Below are 26071 nucleotides of genomic sequence, written 5' to 3' on the forward strand. Positions count from 1 at the left end.
TAAAAAAGCTCTTTAGTCTAAACCAAAGAGTTTTAATTTATTGGTGCCGCTGATGGGACTCGAACCCATATGGTTTCCCGTACGATTTTGAGTCGTATGCGTCTGCCAGTTCCGCCACAGCGGCTTATATTTTAAATCCAAACTACTTGTATATCCTACCAGATTTTCTGAGAACATGCAAGAGGAATATTGAATACAAAACACTCATTAAACTGTCAAAATATCATAAATACTAGCATTTTCTTACGCAAACTTATGAATCAACACAGTTGATTTTGAGTTAATTGCATCTACCAATTCCATCACTCGGTCATGTCATGTTTATTATTATAGCAAAAAAATATATTGTTTGCAACATATTTAATTTTAATATACTATTATTATTATGGGAATATTAAATAATAGCATATTGGTATATAATATATATGTTACAAAAATAGAGAATCTTTAGGAGTGATATAATTTGGAAAAAAAATTAATTATAATAGATGGAAATTCAATAATAAATAGAGCATTTTATGCTTTGCCAGAAATGAATAATAAAGAAGGCTTAAAAACTAATGCTATATACGGATTTACGACAATGTTGTTTAAAATAATAGATATATATAAACCAACACATATAAGTGTAGCTTTTGATAGAAAAGCACCTACATTTAGACACTTAGAGTATAAAGAGTATAAAGCAGGAAGAAAGGGAATGCCAGATGAATTAGCGGAGCAATTACAGCCACTAAAAGACCTTTTAGATAAATTTAAAATAAATAGATTAGAAATAGATGGTTATGAAGCTGATGATATTATAGGAACTGTTTCTAAAAAAGCAGAGGATAATGGATATAAGGTATACATAGTAACTGGAGATAAAGATGCCATTCAACTTGCTTCAGATAAGACTACTACTCTTATAACAAAAAAGGGTGTAGGAGAAGTTGAAGAATATGACTTTAACTCTGTAATTGAAAAATATGAAATGACTCCAACTCAGTTTATTGACTTAAAAGGGCTTATGGGAGATAAGTCAGATAACATACCAGGAGTACCTGGAATAGGAGAAAAAACAGGAATAAAACTTATAAAAGAGTTTTCTAGCATAGAGAATTTAATAGAAAATACAGATAAACTTAAAGGAAGTGTAAAAAAGAAGATAGAAGAAAATAAAGAAATAGCCATTCAAAGTAAAAGACTTGCAACAATTATAAGGGATGTACCAATAGAAGTAAATTTAGATAGTATGATTTTTGGCGATTATGATAAAGATGAACTTTTAGATAAGTTTAGATATTTTGGATTTACAAGTCTTTTATCAAGATTAGTTGATTTGGTTGACTCAGATGATACTGAACAAGTAGAAGAAAAAATAGAAATATTAAAATTAAAAGATATAGATAAATTTATAGACGAAGTAAATAAAAAAGGACAAGTTATTTTAAAAACTGTTAGAGGACAAGGTAATATACTTGAAAAAAATATAATATATATCTTTATAAGTGTAGATGGAGAAAAAATATATTATATAGATTCAGATGAGATGACAAAATTAGATGGTATACTTTCAAATAAAGAAATCAAGAAATTTGGATATAATTTAAAGGATGATTATATATCTTTAAAGCCATATAATATAAACTTGGAAAATATAAATTTTGATATAACAATAGCTGAGTATTTAATAGATTCTACTTCATCTACCTCATATGACTGTAGTGCTATAGCTATGAAATACTTATCAAAAAAAGTTAAATCAAAAGAAGAATTACTAGGTAAAGGTGTTAAATCTAAGAACTACGAAGATTTAGAATTTGAAGAGTTGGCTGAGTATATGGGGCAAATAATATGCACAGTTAAAGAAACAATTCCTATGATGGAAAGAAGTTTAATCGATATGAGTATGGATGGTCTTTTTTATCATGTAGAAATGCCTTTAGTGGAAGTTTTAGGACATATGGAGTATGAAGGTATAAAAGTAGATAAGAGTATATTAGATGACCTAAGCATTGAGTTTAAAGAAATAATTTCTACACTAGAAAAGGAAATCTATGAATTATCAGGAGAGCCATTTAATATAAATTCACCAAAACAATTAGGTGTTATATTGTTTGAAAAATTAGAACTTCCAATAATCAAAAAAACTAAGACTGGATACTCAACTAATGCAGATGTTTTAGAAAAATTAAGGGATAAACATCCAATAATCGATAAAATAACTGAGTATAGACAAATAGTAAAGCTGAATTCTACTTATGTTGAAGGTCTTCTAAACATAATAAATCCAGAAAGTAATAGAATTCATTCATCATTTAATCAAACTATAACAACTACTGGAAGAATTTCATCTACAGAACCAAATCTTCAAAATATACCTATAAAAATGGAAATGGGTAGAAAAATAAGAAAGGTGTTTATTGCAGATGAAAATTGTAAGCTAGTTGACGCCGATTACTCACAAGTAGAACTTAGAGTTCTTGCACATATGAGTCAAGATGAAAATATGATAGAAGCATTCAAACATAATGAAGATATTCATACTAAAACAGCTTCACAAGTTTTTAATGTTTCTATGGAAGATGTAACTAGTGAGCTAAGAGGTGCAGCTAAGGCAGTAAACTTTGGTATTATATATGGTAAAAGTGATTTTGGATTGGCGGATGATTTAAATATACCTGTTCCAAAAGCAAAAGAGTATATAGAAAGTTATTTTGCTAAATATCATAAGATAAAAGAGTTTATGGACACTACAGTAGAAAAGGCTAGTGAAGATGGTTATGCTGTGACTATCTTAAACAGAAGGAGATATATACCAGAAATAAAGTCTAGCAATTTTATGGAGCGAAATAGAGGGAAGAGATTTGCAATGAATGCACCAATACAAGGAAGTGCAGCAGATATAATAAAGATTGCTATGATAAATGTTCACAAAAAGTTAGAAGAAAATAATTTGAAATCAAAACTTATACTACAAGTTCATGATGAATTGATAGTTGAAGCAATTGACGATGAAATAGATATAGTTAAAAAAATTGTAAAAGATGAAATGGAAAATGCTGTAAATATGGATGTTCACTTAGATGTAGATTTAAATGTTGGTAGTTCGTGGTATGAGACAAAGTAGGTGATTTTATGTTGATATTAGGACTTACAGGAGGAATAGGCTGTGGAAAAAGCAGCCTATCAAATATATTTAGAAAATTTAACATTACTATAGTGGATGCAGATATTATATCTAGACAAATATTTGATGATAAGTTGTTATTAGAAGCAGTATTTAAACATTTTGGTCGAAATATAAAAAAGGATGATGGGACTTTAGATAGAAAAGCTCTTGGGAAAATAGTTTTTAATGACGAAGAAAAACTTAATGAGTTAAATAATCTGACACATCCAATAATAAGAGAAAAAATAATAAGTGATATAGAAGAAGCCAGAAAAAAAGGCGAAAAGATAGTAATATTAGATGCAGCAATATTAGTAGAAAGTGGATTTTTGGAAATAGTAGATAAGCTATTAGTGGTTACTTGTAAACAAGAAGTACAAATTAGCCGAATACAAAAGAGAGATAATTGTAGTAAACAAGAAGCACTTAGCAGAATAAATTCACAAATGAGTCAGGAAGAAAAATCCAAATATGGTGATTATATAATAGATAATTCGGGAACAATAACTGAATTAGAGAATAAAGTATACAAATTTATTGAATACATGAAGGAGAATTGGCGTGAATAATAAGAAAGTATTGATTCTATCTATTTTTATAATCTTATTTGGGGCACTATTAATGGAAAGTAAAATAATACATAAGTTTTTGTATCCTAAAAAATACTCAGAGTATGTAGAAAAATATTCTAAAGAATTTAATTTAGATGAAAATATAGTTTACAGTGTCATAAAAGCAGAAAGTAAGTTTAATAGCTCTGCTGTTTCAAAAAAAGAGGCCAAAGGGTTAATGCAAATACTAGACATGACTAGAGATTGGGGAGCGGAAGAACTGAATCTAGAAAATATCGATATTTTTGACCCAGAAACTAACATAAGAATTGGTTGTTGGTATTTAAATAAATTATATAAAGAATTTGGTTCATTGGATTTAGTAATAGCTGCGTATAATGGTGGTTCAGGTAATGTAAAGAAATGGTTAGAAAATAACGAATATAGTAAAGATGGAAAGAATCTACATGATATACCTTTTGAACAAACTTCAAAGTATGTAGAAAAAGTAAAAAATAATTATAAAAATTATAATAAGATATATGGCGAGAAGGGGAAAAACTAATGAAGAAAATAAAAGTCTTAACAGTAATTTTAGCTATAACTCTTATGATAGTTGGTTGTAGTAATACAAAAACAAAACAAAGTAGTAGCGAATCAAGTATTAAAAGTCAAAGCTCTATAGATGCCAAATATATAAACTTAACGATGGTGACTCCTAAGACTATAAACCCTATAACAAATACTGATAAGTCTGTTGGCTACATAATGAACTTAATCTATGATGGTTTGTTTACAATAGATGAAAACTATAATGTAACTCCTCAGTTAGTGAAGGAGTACAATATAGCTCAAGATGGAATGAGTATAGATATAAAGCTAAACGATGCAAAATGGCATGATGGAAAAGCTGTTACTTCAAATGATGTAAACTATACAATTGGTTTAATTCAAAAAAGTGCAGAAAGTCCATATAATGAATTTACAAAAAATATAGCTTCTGTAAATATTAAATCAGATAAAGATTTTACAATAAAATTTAAAGCTAAATATGCTTTTTCTATTGATAGTTTAATTTTTCCAATAGTATCTCAAAATCATTTAGATTCAAAAGATGTAAATGACAAAAATAATAATATGATAGGAAATGGGAAATATAAAATAGAATCATATACAGAAAGAGAAGGAATGATTTTATCTGTGAACAAGGATTACTATGAAGAAGTTCCTAAAGCTATGAAAAATGTAAAAGTGGGAATGGTTCCTAATGAAGATGCTAGAACATCTATGGTTATGGCTCTTGATAGTGATATAACAAATGTTACACTGAATGATTTGAGCAAATTTCAAGAAAAAGAGTTTAATATAACAAAATATCAAGGTAGGGATTATGAATGTGTATTATTTAATTACAATAATTCTTTTTTTAAGGATGTCAATTTTAGAAAAGCAATTGCACATTCTATAAATAAAAATAGAATTATTAGTGAAGGTTATATGGATGATGCAACTCCTGTTAATTTTCCACTTAACTCAAAATCAAAATATTATAGCAGTGATGTGAAAGATTTAGAATACAATAAAGATAAAGCAATTGAGTATCTTAATAAAATAGAATATGCAAATATAAATGCAGTGAATACAAAAAATGATAAAGTAGATAAAAAACAAAAAAAATCAGCTAAAAAAAATACAAAAAAACTTACTGCTGAAGAACAAAAAAAGGCTGAACAAGAAGAAGCTGAGAGAGTAAAAAAAGAAGCTGAAGATAAAAAAAATAAAGAAAAAGAGGAAGTAAAGAAAAGACTTTCTGAAATGAATTTAAAAATAATAGTAAATAAAGATAATAGTGAGAGGCTAAAAACATCACATATAATAAGTGAAAACCTAAAAGCTATAGGAATAAACAATACAATAAATCAGTTATCAGATAAAGAAATGGAAAGTGCGCTTAATTCTAAAAATTACGATTTAGCATTGGTAGGGTGGAATTTATCGAGCGTACCAGATGTAAGTAGTATAATAGCAAGCAGTGGATATACTGATGATAAGTTAAATGGATATATGTCTGCACTGACAAGTTCTGCATCTGAAATTGAAACAAAGAAAGCATATAAAGTTGTACAGAAGTATGTTAGAGACAATGCAACATTTATCAGTTTAGCTATTAGAAACAACTATATTGTAAGCAATAGTAGACTAAAAGGAAAAATTACTCCAAATGAATTTGATGTATATGAGGGAATCTCTAACTTAGATATAAGCTCAAATGAATCAAAATAAATTAAATGATTAATTTATATTTAAAAAATTTAAACTGTATGATAAAATACCCTTGTAGGGTATAAGGAGGTAATTGATATGAAAAAGAAACTATTAGTAGAAGGTATGAGTTGTGGACACTGTGTAAATCATCTTAAAACTGCATTAACAGAAGATATAGATGGTGTTGAAGTTTTAGATGTAGATTTAGAAAATAAATGTGCATCTGTAGACATGAAAGATGATGTGTCAGTTGATAAGTTAAAAGAAGTAATAGCAGAGTTAGGCTTTGAATTAAAAGGAATTGAATAAAAAAATAATAAAATAAAAAAAGACCTCTATTGGGGGAGTAATAGAGGTCTAAAAATGGGGGAGATTGAGTATGTTTGATTTTACATTACTATTATCTCCCCTTTTAAATTAATATATACATAAAAAGTAAAAAATTTCGAGAAAGATTCACATTTCTTAAACTTTTTGAATATACTATAAATAGCTAAGGGAGGGAGTATCATGGAGTCTAGAGGATATAAAGAAGATTTAAAAAAAATGATACTTGATATGGCCCACAAAGAACTTGAGAGTTATGTATCACAAAAAGGAGCAAAAAAATACTTTGAAGGTAATTTGGATAAAGTTATTAATAATAATATAAAAAAATTCAATCAAAGTATTGGTCTTAATAGAGTATATTTAAAAATGTTAAAAAAGTGTGCATATCAAGAAAGTGTAACTTCGATATCAAGAACCATCAAAAAAGAAACATTATTTAAATCAAAAAAAGAGCTATTTGCTTTTTCAGAGTACTTAAAGCTTAATGTTAATAAGCGACTTTCATATAATCAGATTTTAAGAAAAATATCAAGGTATATATACTATAATAGAAATTCATATGCTCAAAAATACGTTACTTTCAAAAGAGGAGATGAAGAATATTTTTTAGAACCTGAGAAAATAAAAGATGAATTGATATCAAGCTATAGGTCAAAAACTAGAGAAGATATGAAATCAATAGCAAAACTTTTAGATATAGAAATAGAGGAAGATTATAGTGCTGAAGATATTAGAAAAAAAGTAATAAACTATATTATAAAAGAAAAAATTAAAAATTAAATATAAAAATTTTAAAAAATAAGTTCTATTATTTTACACAATCAAGATAACTTGAGTACAACTTTTTCATGTGTTTAATAGAACTTATTCTTTTTTTGACATATTCTTTTAAATAATTTAATGCTACTTAGGTATTACACAGCATTATTCAAATTTTTAACTTAATTTGATTTAAATAAAGTTATAATAATGATATAATATAAAAAAAGTAAAAATTGGAGAGTGATTTCAAAATGAAGTTTAGTTTTTGCCATAACAATTTTAATGTTACTAACTTAGAAAAAAGTTTGAATTTTTATGATAAAGCTTTAGGTCTAAAAGAAGTAAAGCGTAAAGAAGCAGAAGATGGAAGTTTTATACTAGTTTATTTAGGAGATGGGATTACTAGCCATACATTAGAGTTAACTTGGCTTAGAGATTGGGATAGACCATATAATTTAGGGGATAATGAGTTCCATTTGGCTTTAGAAGTTGAAGAGTTTGATGAGGCAAAAAAACTTCATAAAGACTTAGATTGTATATGTTTTGAAAATGAAAGTATGGGAATTTATTTTATAGCGGACCCAGATAATTATTGGATTGAAATACTTCCTAAGAATCATTAATTTTAAGAATATAATTATAATTTCTTTACAATTAATAATAGAATAAGTTATCATTAAAATATAGTTCTTAAAAATGGATAATAGTGGTATGACTTTATGATTATAAAAATATGTTGGGGGGAGTGATAGTAGTGAAGAAAGCTATAACGGCTTTAGGGATTGGAGCAGTAGCAGTATCTGTTAGTTCTATACATGCAAGTGCCCTTGAAAAGGGAGTTGTGACAGCTAGTGCTTTAAATATAAGAAGCGGGCCAAGTGCTGATTGTGACAAAGTAGCAAAGTTATACAAGGGAAAAACTGTAGAAATTTTAGAAAAATCTAATGGATGGTATAAAGTAAGAGTATCAAGTTCTGTTGTTGGCTGGGGAAGTGCAAAATACATATCAACGAGTGGTTCATCTGGAAGTACTTCAAACCAAAATAATTCAACATCAAGTGGAACATCTATTAGTGGGAATGGAAAAGTAAATGTCAGTTCTAGATTAAATATAAGAAGTGGTGCAGGTACAAACTATTCATTAGTTGGTAAAGCAAATAATGGAGATGTAGTAAAGCTATTAGAACAAAGTAATGGATGGTATAAAATAAAACTATCAAATGGAGTTACTGGATGGGCTAGTAGTCAGTATATCTCAAAAACATCAGAAGATGTTGGAACAAATAATTCTAATTCAAGTAATACTAATAACAATAATAACGACACTGATAAAAATCAATCTAGTGAAGTATCGCTTGAAGGCAAGAAGGGGAAAGTAACATCCACTGTAAGTTTAAATGTAAGAAGTGGCCCTGGGACAAGCTATTCTGTAATAGGAAAATTAAGTGGTGGAGATGTTGTTGAGCTAAGGGCCAAAAATAATGGATGGTATAAAGTGAAATTATCAAATGGGACAACTGGATGGGTAAGTTCTAGTTATATTTCTGAGACTAATGAAGGATTAAAAGAAAACTCTAGTTCATCGTCTAATAGTAATTCCCAATCTAATAGTAATTCAAACTCTTCATCTATTGGAAATTCAGATAAATCGACTGTGAATGGTTCAAAAGTAGTAGACTTTGCATATACCCTTATTGGAATACCATATCAATGGGGGGCCTCAGGTCCAGATAAGTTTGATTGTTCTGGATTTACACAGTATGTTTTTAAACACTCAGTTGGACTTTCTATCCCAAGAGTTTCTAGAGAGCAAGCTCAATTTGGAAGTGCAGTTTCTATGGGTAACTATGCACCAGGAGATTTAGTTTACTTTGATACTGATGGAGATGGAGCAACGAACCATGTCGGTATATATGTAGGCAATAGTAAGTTTATACATTGTAGTGGAACTCAAACTAATCCTAATAAGGTTAAAGTGGACAATTTGACTACTTCATATTGGTCTAAAGCATTACTTGGAGCAAGAAGATTTGCTTAGTAGATATAATTTTTATTAAAAAATTAAAATAAATAAGTTTTCTATTCATAAATTGAGACTCTTAAAAATATACTTTATTAATAATATAATTTTGGGAGGGGACAAACTAATGAATAGAAGAAAGACGATATACAGAGGATTTAATAATAATAGACATAAGATAGATGTGCGTAAGTATATAATAACTATTGCTTGTTTATGTTTAATTGGCTATTATTCTTATACAAAAATAAAAGATAGCAAGATGTTAGAGTATATATCAGCTAAAATACCATTTCTAAATAGTTCATCAGATATAACTTATAAAGATATATCTGATGAATTAAATGCCATAAAAAATGGAAAAAAATCTAAATCGCAAACCAATTCAAAGGATAATCAAAATAATAGTTCAGAAAAAGCAGTAAATAATACTAAGGAACCAGAAAAAGTAAAATTAGCTACTATTGAAGGATGGGATATATATACTATCCAAGTTGCTGCAATAGATAATGATGATGATTTGAAAAAAATACAAACATCATTAGTTAGTAGCGATATACCTTTTTCAGTTATGGAGAAAGATGGAGTAAAAAAAATACAAACATACTCTTCTTTTGATGAAAATGAAGTTAGAAAACATATGAGTTCTATAAGAAAAGTATTTCCAGATGCGTTTTTATCTCATTTAGATGCACCTATGCTATCTTTAGAATATACAAGCAATTATGCTTATATAGATAGTATATCAAAAGAGTTAAATAAATTAATAACAAACTTTAAAGAAGAATCAAGTTTTTGGTCGAATGATGAAAATAATGTAGATATGGAAAAATATAATACTATTTTGACAAATAGAAAGGCAATATCACAAAATATATCAAAAGAAGCGGAAAAGATTGATTATTCTGAAATGCGTTTATTTAAAGATAATTTAATTGGTTATGTAAACAACATAAACGAAAAAATTGATACTGCCTCAAAAGCAGCAAATGAAGAAAAATATAGTGTAAGTAAAAGTCTACTTTTATCATCTATGCAAGAGTATTCTTTGTTTATAAATTCTATAAAATAAAATACAGAAAATTTAGACTTTAGAAAGCTATAGGAAAAGGATTGTTTAATAAGACAATCCTTTTCCTCGTTTTAACTTAATAAAGAGGCATTGATTTATAAAATAAATTATAAAAATAGGGATATTTTTTTAACAATTGTTAAGATTTTTTAATATATATAGTATACTTATAGAAGGCAGAAAAAATGTTTTTTTATAGATAAGGGGGTAAAACAATGAAACTCTTAACTTTTAAGGGAGGGATACATCCTCCATATAGAAAAGAGTACTCTAACACAAAGGCACTTGAAAAAGCTCAAGCTCCAAAGATAGTTTACATTCCTCTTCAACAACATATAGGGGCACCAGCTAAACCTATTGTTGAAGTTGGTGATGAAGTAAAGTTTGGGCAAAAAATAGGTGAACAGCAAGGTTTCGTTTCATGTAACGTTCATTCTTCAGTATCAGGTAAAGTTATTGCTATTGAACAACATGAAGTACCAGGTGGTTCAGCTCAATGTGTAGTTATAGAAAATGACTTCAAGGAAGAATTACATGAAAGTGTTCAACCAAAAGGTCAGTTAGAGGATTTGAGCAAAGAAGACATAGTAGGTATCATAAAAGAGGCAGGAATAGTAGGTATGGGTGGAGCTACATTCCCTAACCATGTAAAAGTATCTCCTCCACCAGATAGTAAAGCAGAAGTAGTTATATTAAATGGGGCAGAATGTGAGCCATATTTAACTGCAGACCACAGATTAATGGTGGAAAACCCAGAAGATGTTGTATTTGGTTTAAGAGCATTAATGAAAGTATTAGATGTTAAAAAAGGATTTATAGGAATTGAAACAAATAAACCAGATGCTATAGAAGCAATTCAAAATGTAGCTAAAGATTATAGTGAAATCGAAGTTGTTGGCCTTCAAGTGAAATATCCACAAGGAGCAGAAAAACAACTTATTTATGCGTGTACAGGTAAGGAAGTTCCATCAGGCGGATTGCCAATAGCAGCAGGTGCAGTTGTTGACAACGTTGCCACAGCAGCTCAAATAGCTAAATCTATTAAAACAGGGATGCCTTTGGTAGAAAGAATTACTACAATAACAGGTAGTTGTATCAAAGAACCTAAAAACCTAATAACAAAAGTTGGTACATTAGTTTCAGAAATAATAGACCAATGTGGTGGTTTTAAAGAAGGTAAAAAAGTTGGTAAAGTTATAATGGGTGGACCTATGATGGGTGTGACTCAATATACTATTGAAATAGCAACTAATAAAGGTTCTTCAGGAATTTTATGTTTAGATGAAGAAGAATCACGTACACCAGATGTTCAAAATTGTTTAAGATGTGGAAGATGTACAGATGTATGTCCATCATTCTTACAACCACTTTTCATAAGTGCATATTCTTTGAAGGAAGATTATGACACAGCTGAATATCATAGAGCTATGGATTGTATAGAATGTGGGTCTTGTTCATTTATTTGTCCAGCAAGAAGACCATTACTTCAATCTATAAGATCAGCAAAAAGAGAAATAGGAGCAAAGAGAAGAAAGCAAGCTGCTCAGAAATAAAGAAAGTTAAGGGGGAAAAACGATGGAAAATAAGTTGATAGTATCATCTTCTCCTCATGTGAGAAGTAATGAAGATACTTCATATATAATGAAACAAGTTATTATAGCACTCCTTCCAGCAGCAGTAGCAGGAGTATACTTCTTTAGACTTAATGCATTGAGTGCTATGTTTTTTTGTATACTTGGTACAGTAGGTACTGAATTTTTATATCAAAAACTTATGAAGCATAAAAGTACTATAGGAGATTTTTCAGCTGTTGTAACAGGATTATTATTAGCATTTAACGTACCAGCATCACTTCCTTGGTGGATGTGTCTAGTAGGAGGAATATTTGCAATATTAGTAGTTAAAATGGTATTTGGTGGAATTGGATGTAACTTTGTCAATCCAGCACTTGCTGCAAGAGCATTTTTATTAGCATCATTTCCAGTAGCAATGACTGCTTGGACTCAACCAGGTGTTAATTGGATAGGTAAAAATTTAGATGCAGTTACTACAGCAACACCATTAAGTTTTTTGAAAAATGGAGCAGCAGGATTAGCTGACCTTTCTAGTAATGGAATCAGCCTTGCTGATATGATGATTGGTAATATTGGTGGATGTATAGGTGAAACATCAGCAATATTATTATTATTAGGTGGAGTATACCTAATGTATAAAGGCATAATAAATTATGTTATCCCAGTATTTTACATAGCAACTGTATTTATATTAACATTCCTTTTAGGTGGATTTAATATAAATTTTGCAATATATCAACTGTTTGCTGGAGGACTTATGTTAGGTGGATTCTTCATGCTTACGGATTATACAACTTCGCCTATGACTAAAAAAGGTCAAATCATATATGCTGTATTAGCAGGTCTTATAACAACTGTTATAAGAATGTATGGTGGATATCCAGAAGGTGTATCTTACTCAATACTACTAGTAAACTGTCTTGCACCACTTATAGATAAGTTTGTTAGAAACAGAGTGTTTGGGGAGGTGGCTAAATAATGAATAGTATGGTAAGACTAGGTGGAACTTTACTTGCTATAAGTGCAATAGCCTCATTAGCACTTGGAGCTACAAATCAAGTTACAGCTCCAGTAATAGAACAAAGAAACATACAAGCAAACAATGAACTTAGAAAAGCAGTACTTCCAGAAGCAAAAGAGTTTAAGGAAATGAAGGAAAGTACTTATAAAGACCTTGGAGATGGCCTTATAGCTGAGGTATATGAAGGGTTAGATGGTTCTGAGGTAGTAGGATATACTTTAAAAGCTAAACCAAGTGGATATGGTGGAGAAATTGAAGTTATGGTAGGTATATCAGCTGATGGCCAAGTTACAGGCGTTGATATTGGTAATATGTCAGAAACAGCAGGACTTGGAGCAAAAGCTAAGGATGATGCATTTAAAGGTCAATACAAAGGAAAAACTGCTGAACCTCTTGAAGTAGCAAAAGGAAGCACAACAGCAGAGAATCAAATATTAGCAATATCAGGTGCAACTATTACATCTACAGCAGTTACTACAGGAGTAAATGCTGCAATAGATGTTTTCAATAGTGCTCTTAATAAATAAGGAGGGTTAATTATGAATTTAGCTAAAGTATTTAAAAATGGGCTAATAGATGAGAACCCAACATTTGTGCAAGTTATAGGTATGTGTCCAACACTAGCCGTTACAACTTCAGCAATAAATGGAATTGGTATGGGTCTTTCAACAGCAGCAGTTTTAATATGTGCAAATCTAGTTATATCTTTAATAAGAAAAATTACACCAGATAAGATAAGAATACCTATATTTGTAGTAATTATAGCTACATTTGTTACAATAGTAGGAATGGTTTTAAAAGCATATGTTCCTGCTCTTGATAAGGCTCTTGGTATATATATACCATTAATAGTTGTTAACTGTTTAATACTAGCTCGTGCAGAAAGTTTTGCTTTTAAAACTGGTCCACTAGCTTCAATTGTTGATGGTGTAGGTCAAGGTCTTGGATTTACTGTTGCACTTACAATAATAGGTGCAGTTAGAGAATTACTTGGAAATGGTAGTTTATTTGGAATGACTTTATTTGGAGCATCTTTCCAACCAGTATTAATATTTATATTACCACCAGGTGCATTCTTAACATTAGGATTCTTATTTGCAGGATTTAATAAATTAAGAAGTAAAAAAGCGTAGTGGAGGTGTAATAAATGAATTTAATACTTTTATTTTTAAGTATCGTTCTTGTTAATAACGTTATAACATCTCAGTTCTTGGGTATATGTCCTTTCTTAGGAGTTTCTAAGAAAGTTGATACAGCAGTAGGGATGGGAGTTGCAGTTACATTCGTTCTAACTCTAGCTTCAATTATAACTTATTTTATACAAATTTTATTAGTAAAGACTGGAACTGAATTTTTACAAACAATAGCTTTTATTTTAGTTATAGCTTCTATAGTTCAGTTCGTTGAAATGGTAATTCAAAAGATGAGTCCATCTTTATATCAAGCATTAGGAGTTTACTTACCTCTTATAACTACAAACTGTGCAGTTCTTGGTATAGCTCTAGTTAATGTTCAAAAAAGTTATAACTTAGTAGAAACAATAATAAACGGATTTGGAGCAGGAGCAGGATTTACTTTAGCAATAGTAATATTCGCAGGTATAAGAGAAAGACTAGAATTAGCTGATATACCAGAAGCGTTTAAAGGTTTCCCTATAACACTTATATCAGCAAGTTTAATGTCAATAGCTTTCTTAGGATTTACAGGACTTATAAAGCTATAAAAAAGAGGGGTGAAAATAGTGATACTTACGGCTGTAGTAGTTTTAGGAATTATGGGCTTAATCTTCGGGATAGTATTAGATTTTGCTTCTAAAAAGTTTGCTGTAGAAGTAGACGAAAGAGTGGAAGCTATACTAGGAGTACTTCCAGGTGCTAACTGTGGTGGTTGTGGATTTCCAGGATGTGGAGGTCTTGCAAGTGCAATAGTTGAAGGAAAAGCACCAGTTAATGGTTGTCCTGTAGGTGGAGCAGATGTTGGTGTAAAAGTTGGAGAAATAATGGGAGTAAGTGCTGAAGCAGGTGAAAAACAAGTAGCAAAAGTTATTTGTAAAGGAACTTGTTCAAGCGCAAAAGATAAATACGTGTATGAAGGAATATCTGATTGTAGAGCAGCAAATGTTTTAAATTCAGGAGCTAAAATGTGTAAGTTTGGATGTTTAGGTCTTGGAACATGTAAGACTGTTTGTAAATTTGATGCTATTTCTATAGTTGATGGAGTAGCAGTAATAGATGAAGAAAAATGTGTTAACTGTGGAAAATGTAAAGAAGCATGCCCTAAGGGTATAATAATTACAAAACCAGAAAGCCAATCAATAGTTGTAGAATGTAATAGCAAAGAATTTGGTAAAGCTGTTAAAGAAAAATGTACTGCTGGATGTATTGGTTGCGGAATGTGTGTAAAAGCTTGTCAATTTGATGCAATAATATTTGAAAACAAAATAGCTAAAATAGACCCTAGCAAGTGTGTAGGTTGTATGCAATGTGTAGAAAAATGCCCTACAAAAGTAATTTCAGGTGATATAGCTAAGAGAAAGAAAGTTACTATTGACCAAGAACTTTGTGTAGGATGTACAGTGTGCAAAAAACAATGTAAGTTTGATGCAATAGAAGGTGAATTAAAAGAAAAACATAAGGTAGATGCAGACAAATGTGTAGGATGCCATTTATGTATGGAAAAATGTCCAAAGAAAGCTATTAAAATTTTGTAATATGGACAAAATAAAGATATGGAATAATTTCCATATCTCTAATGAGTACATAAAACAGAGGTATGGAATAATTTCCATACCTCTATTTTATGTATATTTATTTTATTGGTAATAAATATAACAATAGTGTAACAAAAAAGGTTCGACATTTCTGTTGAATTTTTTACAATATAGTGATAGACTAAATAGGTACAAATTACGTACAAATGAGGTGAATAAATGAATATAATCTTGGCATCAGCCTCTCCAAGAAGGAAAGAAATTCTAGAGAATACAAATGTAAGATTTGATATAATTAAAAGTGAAATTGATGAGATTATATTGGAAGGTGAAGCACCAAAACATTTAGTTATGAGATTAGCTTTTGAAAAAAGTATGTCTGTAGCATCTAAACATAAGGAAGATGTTGTTATTGGAGCTGATACTGTTGTTGTTTTAGATAATGCTATTTTAGGAAAGCCTAAAGATGAGTCTTGTGCAAGAGACATGCTAAGGAGACTATCTGGAAGAGAGCATCAAGTCATAACAGGTATTAGCTTAATAAACTTGTGCAGAGATAAAAAAATAATTGACTATGTAATCAGCGATGTAAAATTTAAAACGTTATCAGAAAAAGATATTGAGGATTATCTGAAAACTAAAGAGTCATTTGACAAAGCAGGAGCTTATGGAATACAAGGATATGGAGCCTTGCTAGTTGAAGAAATTAGAGGAGATTATTTTAATATAGTTGGACTTCCAATTTCAAGGTTAGGTGACTTGCTAAAGGAACATTTTAATATAAATCTTTTTTATGGAGTGTGATTTATCTGAAAAAGTCATTTAATTCAACCATTAAGGTAAAAGAAATGGCACTAGAGGAAAGACCCAGAGAAAAGATGCTTGCTGAAGGAGTAAAAAGCTTATCAAATGCTGAATTGTTGGCTATACTTTTAAGAACTGGTAACAAACATAAAAACGCCATCGAGTTAGCTAACTATATAATAAATAGAGATATTCAGGGTATTAGACATTTAGAAGAAATGACAATAGAGGAGCTGTGTAATATAGATGGAATTGGATTGTCAAAATCAGCCCAAATTAAAGCAGCTTTAGAACTAGGCTTTAGAGTAGCTAGTTTTAAACCTATGAAGTATAAAATAAAAAATCCTTGGGATATACATAAATATTATATGAATAGTCTGAGGTATTTGAAAAAAGAGGTTTTTAAGGCAGTTCTTTTAAATACAAAAAATGAGATAATATCTGATGTAGATGTATCTGTAGGGACTTTAAACTCATCATTAGTCCATCCTAGAGAAGTTTTTAAAGAAGCTATAAAGAGAAGTGCAAGTAAAATAATAGTGATGCATAATCACCCCTCAGGAAGTGTAGAACCATCAAAGGAAGATAAAAATATTACATCCAGACTTATTAAATGTGGAGAAATAATTGGGATTGAAATAATTGACCATATAATAATTGGAGATGGATTATACTTTAGCTTTAAAGAAAATATGATAATTTGACTTTATATGTGATAAAATAGTAGGAGAATGTTTTAAACATGATTCTTAATTAGTAGGAAGGAGTAAAATCATGGCTAAGGAAAAAAAGAAAGAAAAAAGAGGTTTTTTTAGTTTTAACAAGATGACAAAGGATATGGGAATAGATTTAGGGACTGCAAATACATTAGTTTACATAAAAGGACAAGGTATTGTTGTTAGAGAACCCTCAGTTGTTGCAATAAGAGATGACAGTAAAGAAGTTTTAGCAGTAGGTGAAGAAGCTAAAAAAATGATAGGTAGAACACCAGGAAATATAGTGGCTATAAGACCAATGAAAGATGGAGTAATAGCTGACTTTGATATAACTCAATCAATGATTAGTTACTTTATACAAAAAGCAGCTGACAAAAAAGGTGTTGTAAGTCCAAGAATAGCTATATGTGTTCCTTTTGGAGTTACAGAAGTTGAAAAGAGAGCTATAGAAGAAGCTGCAAGACAAGCTGGTGCTAAAGATGCGTTCCTTATAGAAGAACCAATGGCAGCGGCTATAGGAGCTGGATTAAAGGTTGAAGAACCAGAAGGTAATATGGTAGTTGATATCGGTGGAGGTACTTCAGAAATAGCTGTAATATCTCTAGGAGGAATTGTTACTGCTAAATCTATAAGAATTGGTGGAGACGAATTTGATGAGTCTATAGTTGCCTATGTAAAAAAAGAATATAATCTTATGATAGGTGAAAGAACTGCTGAAAATGTTAAGATTAGCATAGGATCTACATTTAAAGATGATGAAGAAATAAATATGCAAATAAGAGGTAGAGATTTAATATCAGGATTACCTAAAACAATAGAAATATGTTCTACAGAAGTTAGAGAAGCATTAAAAGAGCCTGTGAGTTCAATAGTAGATGCTATAAAATCTACATTAGAAAAAACTCCACCAGAATTAGCATCAGACATAATGGAAAACGGAATAATGCTAACAGGAGGGGGAGCTATGCTTAGAGGCCTTGATAAACTTATTACACAAGAGACAGGAATGTCTGTTCAAATAGCAGAAGCTCCTCTTGATTGTGTTGCACTTGGAACAGGAAAATCTGTTGAAGACCAAGAAATTTTTGAAAAAGTATTAATGATGAATGCTAAAAATTAGAAGTTGGTGATGGCCTTGAGATTTGACAAGAATAAAAATGAGAAAAAAAGGATTAATGTTAAAGTGATAGCAACGGGCGTAGTTGCTATCACTTTAATTGGAATTGTGGGTATATCAATTGGTAAGTTTTCAAATGGAAGCCCAGTAAATTTAGGAATAGCATCAGATGCTATTACAAGTGTAGGAAAAGGAGTAAATGATGGATTTTCATTTATAAAAAATGGTTTTAAAGATATCTTAAATTATAGAGATAACTCTGAGAAGGTAAAAAAATTAGAATCAGAAAATGAAAAACTTAAAAAAGATGTTATAGCCTTGAATACCAAATTAGATAAGACAGAATCATTAGAAGAATTAAAGAAGACACTTAACTTTGTAGAGGAAAAATATAAAGCAACAAGTATCTCTACAAGTGTTGTAGGTAAAAATGATGGAAATTGGTATGAGAGTTTTATAATAGGTGCGGGAAAAAATTCAGGTGTAAAAAAAGAAAGTATAGTTATGAATGGCAGTGGTCTAGTTGGTATAGTTTATGAAGTTTCTAACGATTATAGTAAGGCAATTTCACTATTAGATTCTAAATCATCTGTAAGTTTTAAATTAGCAAAAAATGCTAGTGCTAAAGGCGCGATTACTCAAAATACTACTTTAGACAATAAGGATAGTTATAATAGTAAAGGCTACTTACAAGGTTATATGTTTGATTCATCATATAATGTAATTCAAGGAGATATAGTAACAACATCTGGTCTTGGATTTTTCCCAGAAGGCATACCAATTGGTGAGGTTGAAAAGGTAATTGATGATAAAGATAAATCACTAAAATATGTAGTTGTAAAACCTTATGTTGATTTTAAGAATATAGATGACGTTGTAGTCATAGAACCAAGAAATATAGGATAAAGGGGATAAAAAACAATGAAAAAAGTTTTACTTTGTCTATTGGGTATTGTGGTTATGACTATAGAGAATAGTATAACAAATTATATAAATATTTTTGGTATAAGCTTTAATTTAGTTCTTATATATGTGACTATAATTTCTCTTTATTTGGATGAATTAGAGGGTGGAATTATAGCAGCCATAATAGGGCTTATTAAGGACATAACCATTGGTGGAATTCTTGGTGTAAATGCATTAGTTTTGTTTGTTATTGCATATGCGATTGGGCACATGAGGGATCAGCTATATAAAGGTAGCTATATTATTACTTTCGTTTTGGTTTTAATAGGAAGTTTAATTGATTCAATTGTCAATATAGGTACATCTAGTATAATCTATCAAAGCTATAGCATATCAACACTTTTAGTAAAGGGTCTACTAGTAGCACCAATAGTGAATAGTTTAATTGGTTTAATAATATATCGCTTGTCTAAAAGAGCAGTTTTAAAACTTAAAGAAGATTAGTTGGTGATTTCATGGAAGAAAATAAACAAGTTGATAGATTGAAAATAATGAAAATAGTCATAAGTTTGATATTTTTAGCTATTTTAGTAAAAATAGTCTACATGACTACATTTAAATATGAATACTACAATGAGTTAGCTGAAAATAAAACATATAAAAAATTGGCAATAGAAGCTCCAAGAGGAGAAATAAAAGACAGATATGGAAGATTGCTAGCAGGAAATAAAAATTTATTTACGGTTCAGGTTTCAGGTAACGATATTAATAAAAAAGATGCTAATAAGCGTTCAAGAGCAAATGAAATATCATTGAAGCTTATAAATTTACTTGAGAAAAATGGTGAAGAATATGTAGATGAATTTCCTATATATGTAGAAAATGGAAAGTACTATTATACATATGACAGAGAGATTAGAGAATATAAATCAGAAAATGGAATACCAAGTGATTATAATGCTAAAGAGAGTTTTTATTACTTGGTAGATAAACTTATATCAGCAGGAATCTTGTCTCAAGAAGATAAAAGGCTAGATGCAACAAAATTACAAGCAAAACTAAATGAAAATGGATACTATCCTCCTATTTTAGTTAGTAAATGGATGTTTACAGCAGAGAGAGATAAGAGAGATTGGTTGGCCAGTTATAAAATAAAAGAGACTAATTTAAGTGCTGAAAAAGCGTTTGAAAAAGTAAGAAATAGTGATGCATTTAAGATTGATAAAAGTTTAAGTAATGAAGATGCAAGAAAAATAATGGTTGTAAGAGACTTAATAAAATCAAAAGGATATTCTCAATATAATCCAGTAACAATTGCAAAAGATGTAGGAGAAACTACCATTGCACAGATTGAAGAAAGTGCTATGGACCTTGTTGGTGTTTCAGTAGCAGTTGAACCAGTGAGATATTATCCTAATGGAACTTTAGCTTCACATATGTTAGGGTATGTAGGAAAAATGCCATCAACTCAAATAGAATCATATCTACAAAAAGGATATAAAACAGGAGATATGGTAGGTCTTGCAGGAGTAGAAAAAAGTAATGAAAGCAAGCTAAGAGGAACTGATGGTTATAAAATGGTTAAAGTTGATGCATTGGGTAGAATCAGCAAAGAGATTGAATCTAAAAAACCTAAATCAGGAGATACTGTATACCTTACATTAGATAAAGATTTACAAGAGGTTTCAGATAATGCATTGAAACAGATAATAGAAGTTGCTTCAAAAGGAGGTACTTTTAAAAGTAAGTTTGGGGATAAGCCAATTAGTGCATATGCAGGAAAGGCACAATCAGCAGCTCTTATAGCTATTGATGTTAAAAATGGAGAAGTTTTAGCTTCATCAAGTTATCCTGACTATGACCCAAATAAATTTGCAAAAGGTATTTCTACAGAAGACTATAAAGCACTACAACCAAAGAATCCAAATGACTTACTAGCAGGAAGTCCACTATTAAACTTGGTTACACAAGGGGAATTCCAGCCAGGTTCTTCATTTAAGATGGTAACCTCAATGGCAGCTTTAGAAAATGGCCTAAATCCAAATTTCACTATAAATGACCCTGGAGTTATTATGCTAGGGAAAAAATCATTTGGGGACTATGTGTGGAACCATGGTAGAGGAAATCATGGTATGACAAATTTATATAAAGCTATACAAGAGTCTTGTAACATATACATGGCAACTATTGGTACAGGTAAGACATGGCCAGATGGAAAAAGTATTGGCATAGATATGAATGCAAATAAGATACTTGAGTATGCAAAATTATTTGGATTAGATGAAAATACTGGGCTTGAAGACGAAGTAGAAGAAAGAGCAGGTAAGGTGCCTAGTACAGAGGATAAATTAAAATCAACACAAGCATTGTTAAAATCAGCTTTAGATAGAGAAATGGCCAATGACTTTGTTGATATAACTAGAGATAAAAATCCTAAAGAATACGAAAAAAGAATCGATGAAATTGTAAGTTGGGCAGCTGAAAAGAAAACTCCTGGTAGAGTAGAAACAATGAATAGATTGAAAAAATTGGACGTTAAAGAAAATAGAGTGGAAGATGTAGCAGATATGGCAGTATTTAGTTACTTTAACTTTGCAAAATGGAGTACTGCTGATACATTCAACTTAGCTATAGGGCAAGGTGAAAATGCCTATACACCAGCTCAAATATCAAGATACGTAGCTGCTATAGCAAATGGAGGTAATTTAGTAGAATTATCTGTAGTTGATAGAGCTGTTTCAAGTGATTATTCATCAGTAAAAATCAATGACCAAAAGAAAGTGGAAAAAATAGCTTTCAAAAATCCTGATAATCTAAAGGAACTAACAAAAGGTATGAAATTGGTTGCTAGACAAGGTACAGCAAAAAGTGCTTTTGCTGATTTCCCAATAGATGTAGCAGCAAAGACTGGTACAGCTGAGAAAAGTGGTAAAATACCTACAGATAATGAATATGAATATTTAAAGAGTCATATGTCATCTTATAATGTTAATCTAAATGATGCAATTAAAATGGCTGATAAGATGAAGGCAGAAAAAGAAAAAGAACTTTCATTAGCTAAAGAAAAAGAAATAAAGAAAAAATTAGAAAATAAAGATTTAAAAGACGAAGAAAGAAAGAAATTAGAAGAAGAATTAGAAGATGGAGTAAAAGTTAAATTAGAGGATACTGATAAAGTGAATTCTTCATATTTAAGAAAAGCTATAAAAGAATTAAATCCAAAAATAACAGATGACCAAATAGATAAGTTTAAAGCAGATTATGGTTCTTTTACATGGACTGTTGCATTTGCACCAGCAGATGACCCAGAAATAGCTGTTGTATGTGTAATTCCTCAAGGGGATTCAAGTGTATTCTCACTTTTACCAACTAGAGAAGTTATTGGAACATATATGGGATTAGAGCCAACTAATGGCAAAAAAGACAACAAGACGGATGATGTTAATAATTCTTCTGACGAAAATATAAATTTCGAGTCACAAATCAATAGATAAGCTAAATCCATTTATAAACTTTAGCTTTATGTAGAAAAAATAAAAGGGTTTAAAGCGCATTTGAAGAATATAAATGATATATCACTCTGGAGGTTGTTATGTCTTTAAGAGAAATTTGTAGTCAAGAACTAGTAGAGTTCAAGGGTAATAAAAGAGGGATAATAGTAAATATAAAAAGAGAAGCTCCATTTGAAGAAATACAAGAAAATATAATAAACAAATTGGAAGCATATGTTGGTTTTTTTAATGGTGCTAAAATTAGTAAAATTAACAGTGATTATTTGACTGACATGGAGATTCTAGAATTAAAAGAAGGAATTACTTCTAGATTTGATGTAGAATTTGTTGAAGATCAAAAAATTGAAGAAGATAATAATTTTCAAACAAAATATGTCAATACCCTAAGATCTGGTGAAAATATTGAATTTGAAGGTGATGTAGTCATATTAAATGATATGAGACCTGGTTCAAAGGTCATTTCAAAATCAAATACAGTTGTTATGGGAGATATAAATGCTGGCGCTAAGGTTGTAGCAGGAGGAAATGTTTTTGTAATGGGTAAAATAGAAGGTTTTGTGCATGCAGGTTCAGAGGGTAATGAGTTTGCCTATGTTGTTGCTGGAAATCTTAATCCAAAAATATTGCAAATAGCAGATAATATTGCAGAAGCTCCAGATGATGAAGAAAATTATGAAATTGAATCAGAAATTAGCCCAGAAATAGCCTTTGTGAGTAATGGAAGAATTGTAATCGAAAGCTATTTGTCAAAGTTGGACAAATAGAAAGAAAAATAGGGGGTAGTATTATGAGCGAAGTTATAGTTATAACATCCGGTAAAGGTGGAGTTGGAAAAACTACTACCGCAGCAAACTTAGGAACTGCGCTAAGCCTAGAAAATAAAAAAACTGTAGTTGTAGATGCAGATATTGGACTTAGAAATTTAGATGTAGTAATGGGTCTTGAAAATCGAATAGTTTACGACATAGTAGATGTTGTTGAAGGAACTTGTAGGCTTAAGCAAGCTCTAATAAAAGACAAAAGATTTGATAATCTATATTTATTACCAGCAGCACAAACTAGAGATAAAAATGCTGTATCAGTTGAGCAAATGGTTGACCTATGTGAAAAATTAAAAGAATCTTTCGAGTATGTAATAATAGACTGCCCAGCAGGTATTGAACAAGGATTTAAAAATGCAATAGCAGGTGCAGATAGAGCTATCGTGGTTACAAATCCAGAGATATCAGCAGTAAGAGATGCAGATAGAATAATAGGTCTATTAGAAGCAAATGAAATAAAAGAAATAAGATTAGTTATAAATAGAATTAGAAATGATATGGTTAAGCGTGGAGACATGATGGACAAACAAGATATAATAGAAATACTAGCAATAGATTTATTAGGTCTTGTTCCTGATGATGAGAGTATAATTATATCAACAAATAAAGGGGAACCAGCAATACTTGATTCAAAATCTCTTGCTGGTCAAGCATACAAAAATATCGCAAAAAGGATACTAAATGAAGAAGTTCCTCTACTTGAACTTGAAGTTGAAGATGGATTCTTTGGTAGACTAAAAAAAATGTTTAGCATGGCTAAGTAGCAAAGGAGGATACATCTGTGTTAGATTTATTTAGAGTTTTTTCTAACGAAGCTAAAACTAGTAAATCTGTTGCTAAAGAGAGGTTAAAACTAGTTTTAGTTCATGATAGAGTAGATTGTTCACCACAACTTTTAGAGATGATAAAAACAGATATTTTAAAAGTAATAGCCAACTATGCAGAAATAGAAGAAGATGGCCTTGAAATAAAAATGTCTAAATGCAGAGGTGAACATGATGACAAACCTGTATCTGCATTAGTTGCTAATATACCATTAAAGAATATTAAAGATAGATGTATGTAATTAGTGCTTAAAAGGGGGATATCCTTATTGGTATATGCCCCTTTTATTTAATTAGGTGTTTAAAGATAGAAAGACGGTGATTCTTTGAAAAAAATCAATATTAATTATAAGTCGACAATTAAGTTGATAAAACAGTTAGACTGGAAACTTATAGTTACAGTATTAGCTATCTTTATTTTTGGACTTGTTATACTTAGTAGTGCAACACATGCTAATTCTACAGGTTCATATGAGCAATTACTTAAGCAAGGACTAGCTTTTGTGCTTGGAATAGGAATGATTGTAGTCATACTATTTTTTGACTATAATCTTCTAGGAAGGTACTATAAAGCTCTTTATATAATAAGCCTTGTTTTATTAGCTCTTGTTTTATTACCTGGAATTGGTGTAGAAAGAGCTGGAGCAAGGTCTTGGTTAAATTTAGGTCCACTTGATTTGCAAACATCTGAAATAGTCAAATTAACATTTGTACTTAGTTATGCAAAGATACTTGAGACAAAAAAGGATAAATTAAATACATTAAAAGAAGTTATACCTGTTGTAGTTTATTCTCTTCCATTTATTGGATTACTACTTGCTCAACCAGACTTAGGAACAGGAATTGTATTTTGTTGTATGGTATTTGCAATGCTGTTTACAACAGGTCTTAGTTCTAAGCTAATAAAAAGAGGAATAATAATACTATTGGTATCAATGCCATTGATGTATTTAATGATGGCAGACCATCAAAAAGTAAGAATAGAAGCCTTCCTAAATCCAGAAGATATAACATTAAAGGGAAACTATCAGGTTATGCAATCTTTGATAGCAATAGGCTCTGGTGGTATGACTGGAAAAGGTCTATATAATGGAAGTCAGAACCAAGAAGATTTCTTACCAGTACAAGACAGTGACTTTATATTTGCTGTTGTGGGTGAAGAACTTGGTGTAATAGGAATGGCAGTGCTTATAATCTTATTTGCAATATTTCTATTACGGATTTTAGCAATTGCAAGAGATGCTAAGGATTTTTATGGAACCCTCATTGTAGTTGGTGTTATGGGTATGTTTGCTTACCAGATAATCCAAAATATTGCTATGACTGTTGCATTAATTCCAGTAACAGGAGTAACATTACCTTTTGTAAGTTATGGAGGAAGTTCACTATTAACATCTTTAGCCAATTTAGGATTAGTACTAAATGTTTGTATGAGAAGAAAGAAAATAAATTTCTAAGTGTAAGACTTCTAAACATAAATTGAGGAGATTGAGTAGAATGAATATAGCATTAGTAGCACATGACCAAATGAAAAATACTATGGTAGGATTTTGTATAGGTTATGAAGCGATTTTAAAAAAATATGGATTATATGCAACTGGAACTACAGGAAAAAGAATAATGGATGAAACAGAATTAAAGATTACTAGATTGGCATCTGGACCTTTAGGCGGAGACCAGCAAATAGGTTCTTTAATAGTGACACAAGAGATAGATTTAGTTATTTTTTTGAGAGACCCACTTACATCTCAACCTCATGAAACAGATATACAAGCTTTGATAAGACTTTGTGATGTGTACTACGTTCCAATAGCTACAAATCTAGCTTCTGCGGAAATATTTATAAAAGCTCTTGATAGGGGAGAACTATTATGGAGAGAAGTTAGGAAGAACAAAAGTCAGCGTGTCTAAT

Annotated in this window: 26 protein-coding genes and 1 tRNA gene; 26 read left to right on the plus strand and 1 reads right to left on the minus strand. The window is 30.4% G+C overall.

The genetic code is table 11. The annotated features are described in order from the left end of the window. Positions 1–41: 41 nt before the first annotated feature. Positions 42–124, minus strand: a tRNA-Leu gene (locus tag KGF41_RS09860). A 339-nt stretch (positions 125–463) separates the two neighbouring features. Between KGF41_RS09860 and polA the strand changes: the two genes are divergently transcribed. The 26 genes from polA to KGF41_RS09990 all read left to right on the plus strand — a co-directional run bounded on the left by polA (position 464) and on the right by KGF41_RS09990 (position 26070). After that, entirely contained in the window at positions 464–3112 is a 2649-nt protein-coding gene (gene polA / locus KGF41_RS09865; protein ID WP_227827059.1) for a DNA polymerase I, read from the plus strand. 8 nt (positions 3113–3120) lie between these two features. Continuing rightward, positions 3121–3723 (plus strand): dephospho-CoA kinase, encoded by a 603-nt coding sequence (coaE, locus tag KGF41_RS09870; RefSeq protein WP_227827060.1) that lies wholly within the window; start codon positions 3121–3123, stop codon positions 3721–3723. Beyond that, the gene (locus KGF41_RS09875) at positions 3716–4270 is read left to right on the plus strand and encodes a lytic transglycosylase domain-containing protein (protein ID WP_227827061.1); all 555 of its coding nucleotides are present in this window, start codon (positions 3716–3718) and stop codon (positions 4268–4270) included. Before coaE ends, KGF41_RS09875 begins: the two co-directional genes overlap by 8 nt. Beyond that, positions 4270–5988: an ABC transporter substrate-binding protein gene (locus tag KGF41_RS09880; protein WP_227827062.1), complete on the plus strand. Its 1719-nt coding sequence runs from the start codon at positions 4270–4272 to the stop codon at positions 5986–5988. The genes KGF41_RS09875 and KGF41_RS09880 overlap by 1 nt, the downstream gene beginning before the upstream one ends. Positions 5989–6066: 78 nt before the next feature. Then, complete coding sequence (locus KGF41_RS09885; RefSeq protein WP_227434065.1) at positions 6067–6279, plus strand: heavy-metal-associated domain-containing protein; 213 nt, start codon at positions 6067–6069, stop codon at positions 6277–6279. Between the two features lie 201 nt (positions 6280–6480). Continuing rightward, positions 6481–7080, plus strand: a complete 600-nt coding sequence (locus KGF41_RS09890) for a hypothetical protein (RefSeq protein WP_227841990.1) — start codon at positions 6481–6483, stop codon at positions 7078–7080. A gap of 233 nt (positions 7081–7313) precedes the next feature. Then, positions 7314–7685 (plus strand): VOC family protein, encoded by a 372-nt coding sequence (locus KGF41_RS09895; RefSeq protein ID WP_227434067.1) that lies wholly within the window; start codon positions 7314–7316, stop codon positions 7683–7685. A gap of 131 nt (positions 7686–7816) precedes the next feature. Then, a complete protein-coding gene (locus KGF41_RS09900) occupies positions 7817–9100 on the plus strand; it encodes a C40 family peptidase (protein ID WP_227850136.1) in 1284 nt (427 codons plus the stop codon). A gap of 109 nt (positions 9101–9209) precedes the next feature. Next, a complete protein-coding gene (locus KGF41_RS09905) occupies positions 9210–10154 on the plus strand; it encodes a hypothetical protein (RefSeq protein ID WP_227827066.1) in 945 nt (314 codons plus the stop codon). 215 nt (positions 10155–10369) lie between these two features. After that, positions 10370–11707: an electron transport complex subunit RsxC gene (gene rsxC, locus KGF41_RS09910; protein ID WP_227856614.1), complete on the plus strand. Its 1338-nt coding sequence runs from the start codon at positions 10370–10372 to the stop codon at positions 11705–11707. 22 nt (positions 11708–11729) lie between these two features. Next, positions 11730–12707: an RnfABCDGE type electron transport complex subunit D gene (locus KGF41_RS09915; RefSeq protein WP_227434071.1), complete on the plus strand. Its 978-nt coding sequence runs from the start codon at positions 11730–11732 to the stop codon at positions 12705–12707. Beyond that, positions 12707–13276 (plus strand): RnfABCDGE type electron transport complex subunit G, encoded by a 570-nt coding sequence (locus tag KGF41_RS09920; protein ID WP_227434072.1) that lies wholly within the window; start codon positions 12707–12709, stop codon positions 13274–13276. The genes KGF41_RS09915 and KGF41_RS09920 overlap by 1 nt, the downstream gene beginning before the upstream one ends. Before the next feature lie 12 nt (positions 13277–13288). After that, entirely contained in the window at positions 13289–13882 is a 594-nt protein-coding gene (gene rsxE / locus KGF41_RS09925) for an electron transport complex subunit RsxE (RefSeq protein WP_227827069.1), read from the plus strand. A gap of 14 nt (positions 13883–13896) precedes the next feature. Continuing rightward, positions 13897–14472: an electron transport complex subunit RsxA gene (gene rsxA, locus KGF41_RS09930; RefSeq protein ID WP_054269663.1), complete on the plus strand. Its 576-nt coding sequence runs from the start codon at positions 13897–13899 to the stop codon at positions 14470–14472. Between the two features lie 15 nt (positions 14473–14487). Beyond that, complete coding sequence (locus tag KGF41_RS09935; RefSeq protein WP_227827469.1) at positions 14488–15459, plus strand: RnfABCDGE type electron transport complex subunit B; 972 nt, start codon at positions 14488–14490, stop codon at positions 15457–15459. Positions 15460–15678: 219 nt separating this feature from the next. Beyond that, positions 15679–16263 (plus strand): Maf family protein, encoded by a 585-nt coding sequence (locus KGF41_RS09940; protein ID WP_227827070.1) that lies wholly within the window; start codon positions 15679–15681, stop codon positions 16261–16263. Positions 16264–16307: 44 nt separating this feature from the next. After that, positions 16308–16967: a RadC family protein gene (radC, locus tag KGF41_RS09945; RefSeq protein WP_227827470.1), complete on the plus strand. Its 660-nt coding sequence runs from the start codon at positions 16308–16310 to the stop codon at positions 16965–16967. A gap of 70 nt (positions 16968–17037) precedes the next feature. Next, positions 17038–18099 (plus strand): rod shape-determining protein, encoded by a 1062-nt coding sequence (locus KGF41_RS09950; protein ID WP_285891643.1) that lies wholly within the window; start codon positions 17038–17040, stop codon positions 18097–18099. A gap of 9 nt (positions 18100–18108) precedes the next feature. Next, positions 18109–19002 (plus strand): rod shape-determining protein MreC, encoded by an 894-nt coding sequence (mreC, locus tag KGF41_RS09955; RefSeq protein WP_227827071.1) that lies wholly within the window; start codon positions 18109–18111, stop codon positions 19000–19002. Positions 19003–19017: 15 nt separating this feature from the next. After that, positions 19018–19506, plus strand: coding sequence for a rod shape-determining protein MreD (mreD, locus tag KGF41_RS09960; RefSeq protein WP_227434076.1), 489 nt, complete (start codon positions 19018–19020; stop codon positions 19504–19506). Positions 19507–19517: 11 nt separating this feature from the next. Next, complete coding sequence (locus KGF41_RS09965) at positions 19518–22496, plus strand: penicillin-binding transpeptidase domain-containing protein (RefSeq protein WP_227827072.1); 2979 nt, start codon at positions 19518–19520, stop codon at positions 22494–22496. A gap of 98 nt (positions 22497–22594) precedes the next feature. Further along, positions 22595–23278 carry a septum site-determining protein MinC gene (gene minC, locus KGF41_RS09970; RefSeq protein ID WP_227827073.1) on the plus strand — a complete coding sequence of 228 codons (684 nt, stop codon included), beginning with the start codon at positions 22595–22597 and terminating at the stop codon, positions 23276–23278. Positions 23279–23301: 23 nt separating this feature from the next. Beyond that, a complete protein-coding gene (minD, locus tag KGF41_RS09975; RefSeq protein WP_227434079.1) occupies positions 23302–24099 on the plus strand; it encodes a septum site-determining protein MinD in 798 nt (265 codons plus the stop codon). A gap of 17 nt (positions 24100–24116) precedes the next feature. Further along, a complete protein-coding gene (gene minE, locus KGF41_RS09980) occupies positions 24117–24401 on the plus strand; it encodes a cell division topological specificity factor MinE (protein ID WP_054273171.1) in 285 nt (94 codons plus the stop codon). An 84-nt stretch (positions 24402–24485) separates the two neighbouring features. After that, a complete protein-coding gene (rodA, locus tag KGF41_RS09985; RefSeq protein ID WP_227841988.1) occupies positions 24486–25616 on the plus strand; it encodes a rod shape-determining protein RodA in 1131 nt (376 codons plus the stop codon). A gap of 40 nt (positions 25617–25656) precedes the next feature. Then, a complete protein-coding gene (locus KGF41_RS09990) occupies positions 25657–26070 on the plus strand; it encodes a methylglyoxal synthase (RefSeq protein ID WP_227856615.1) in 414 nt (137 codons plus the stop codon). Position 26071: the final 1 nt, after the last annotated feature.

It is taken from the genome of Clostridioides sp. ZZV14-6150, assembly GCF_020657875.1.
Classification (GTDB): domain Bacteria; phylum Bacillota; class Clostridia; order Peptostreptococcales; family Peptostreptococcaceae; genus Clostridioides.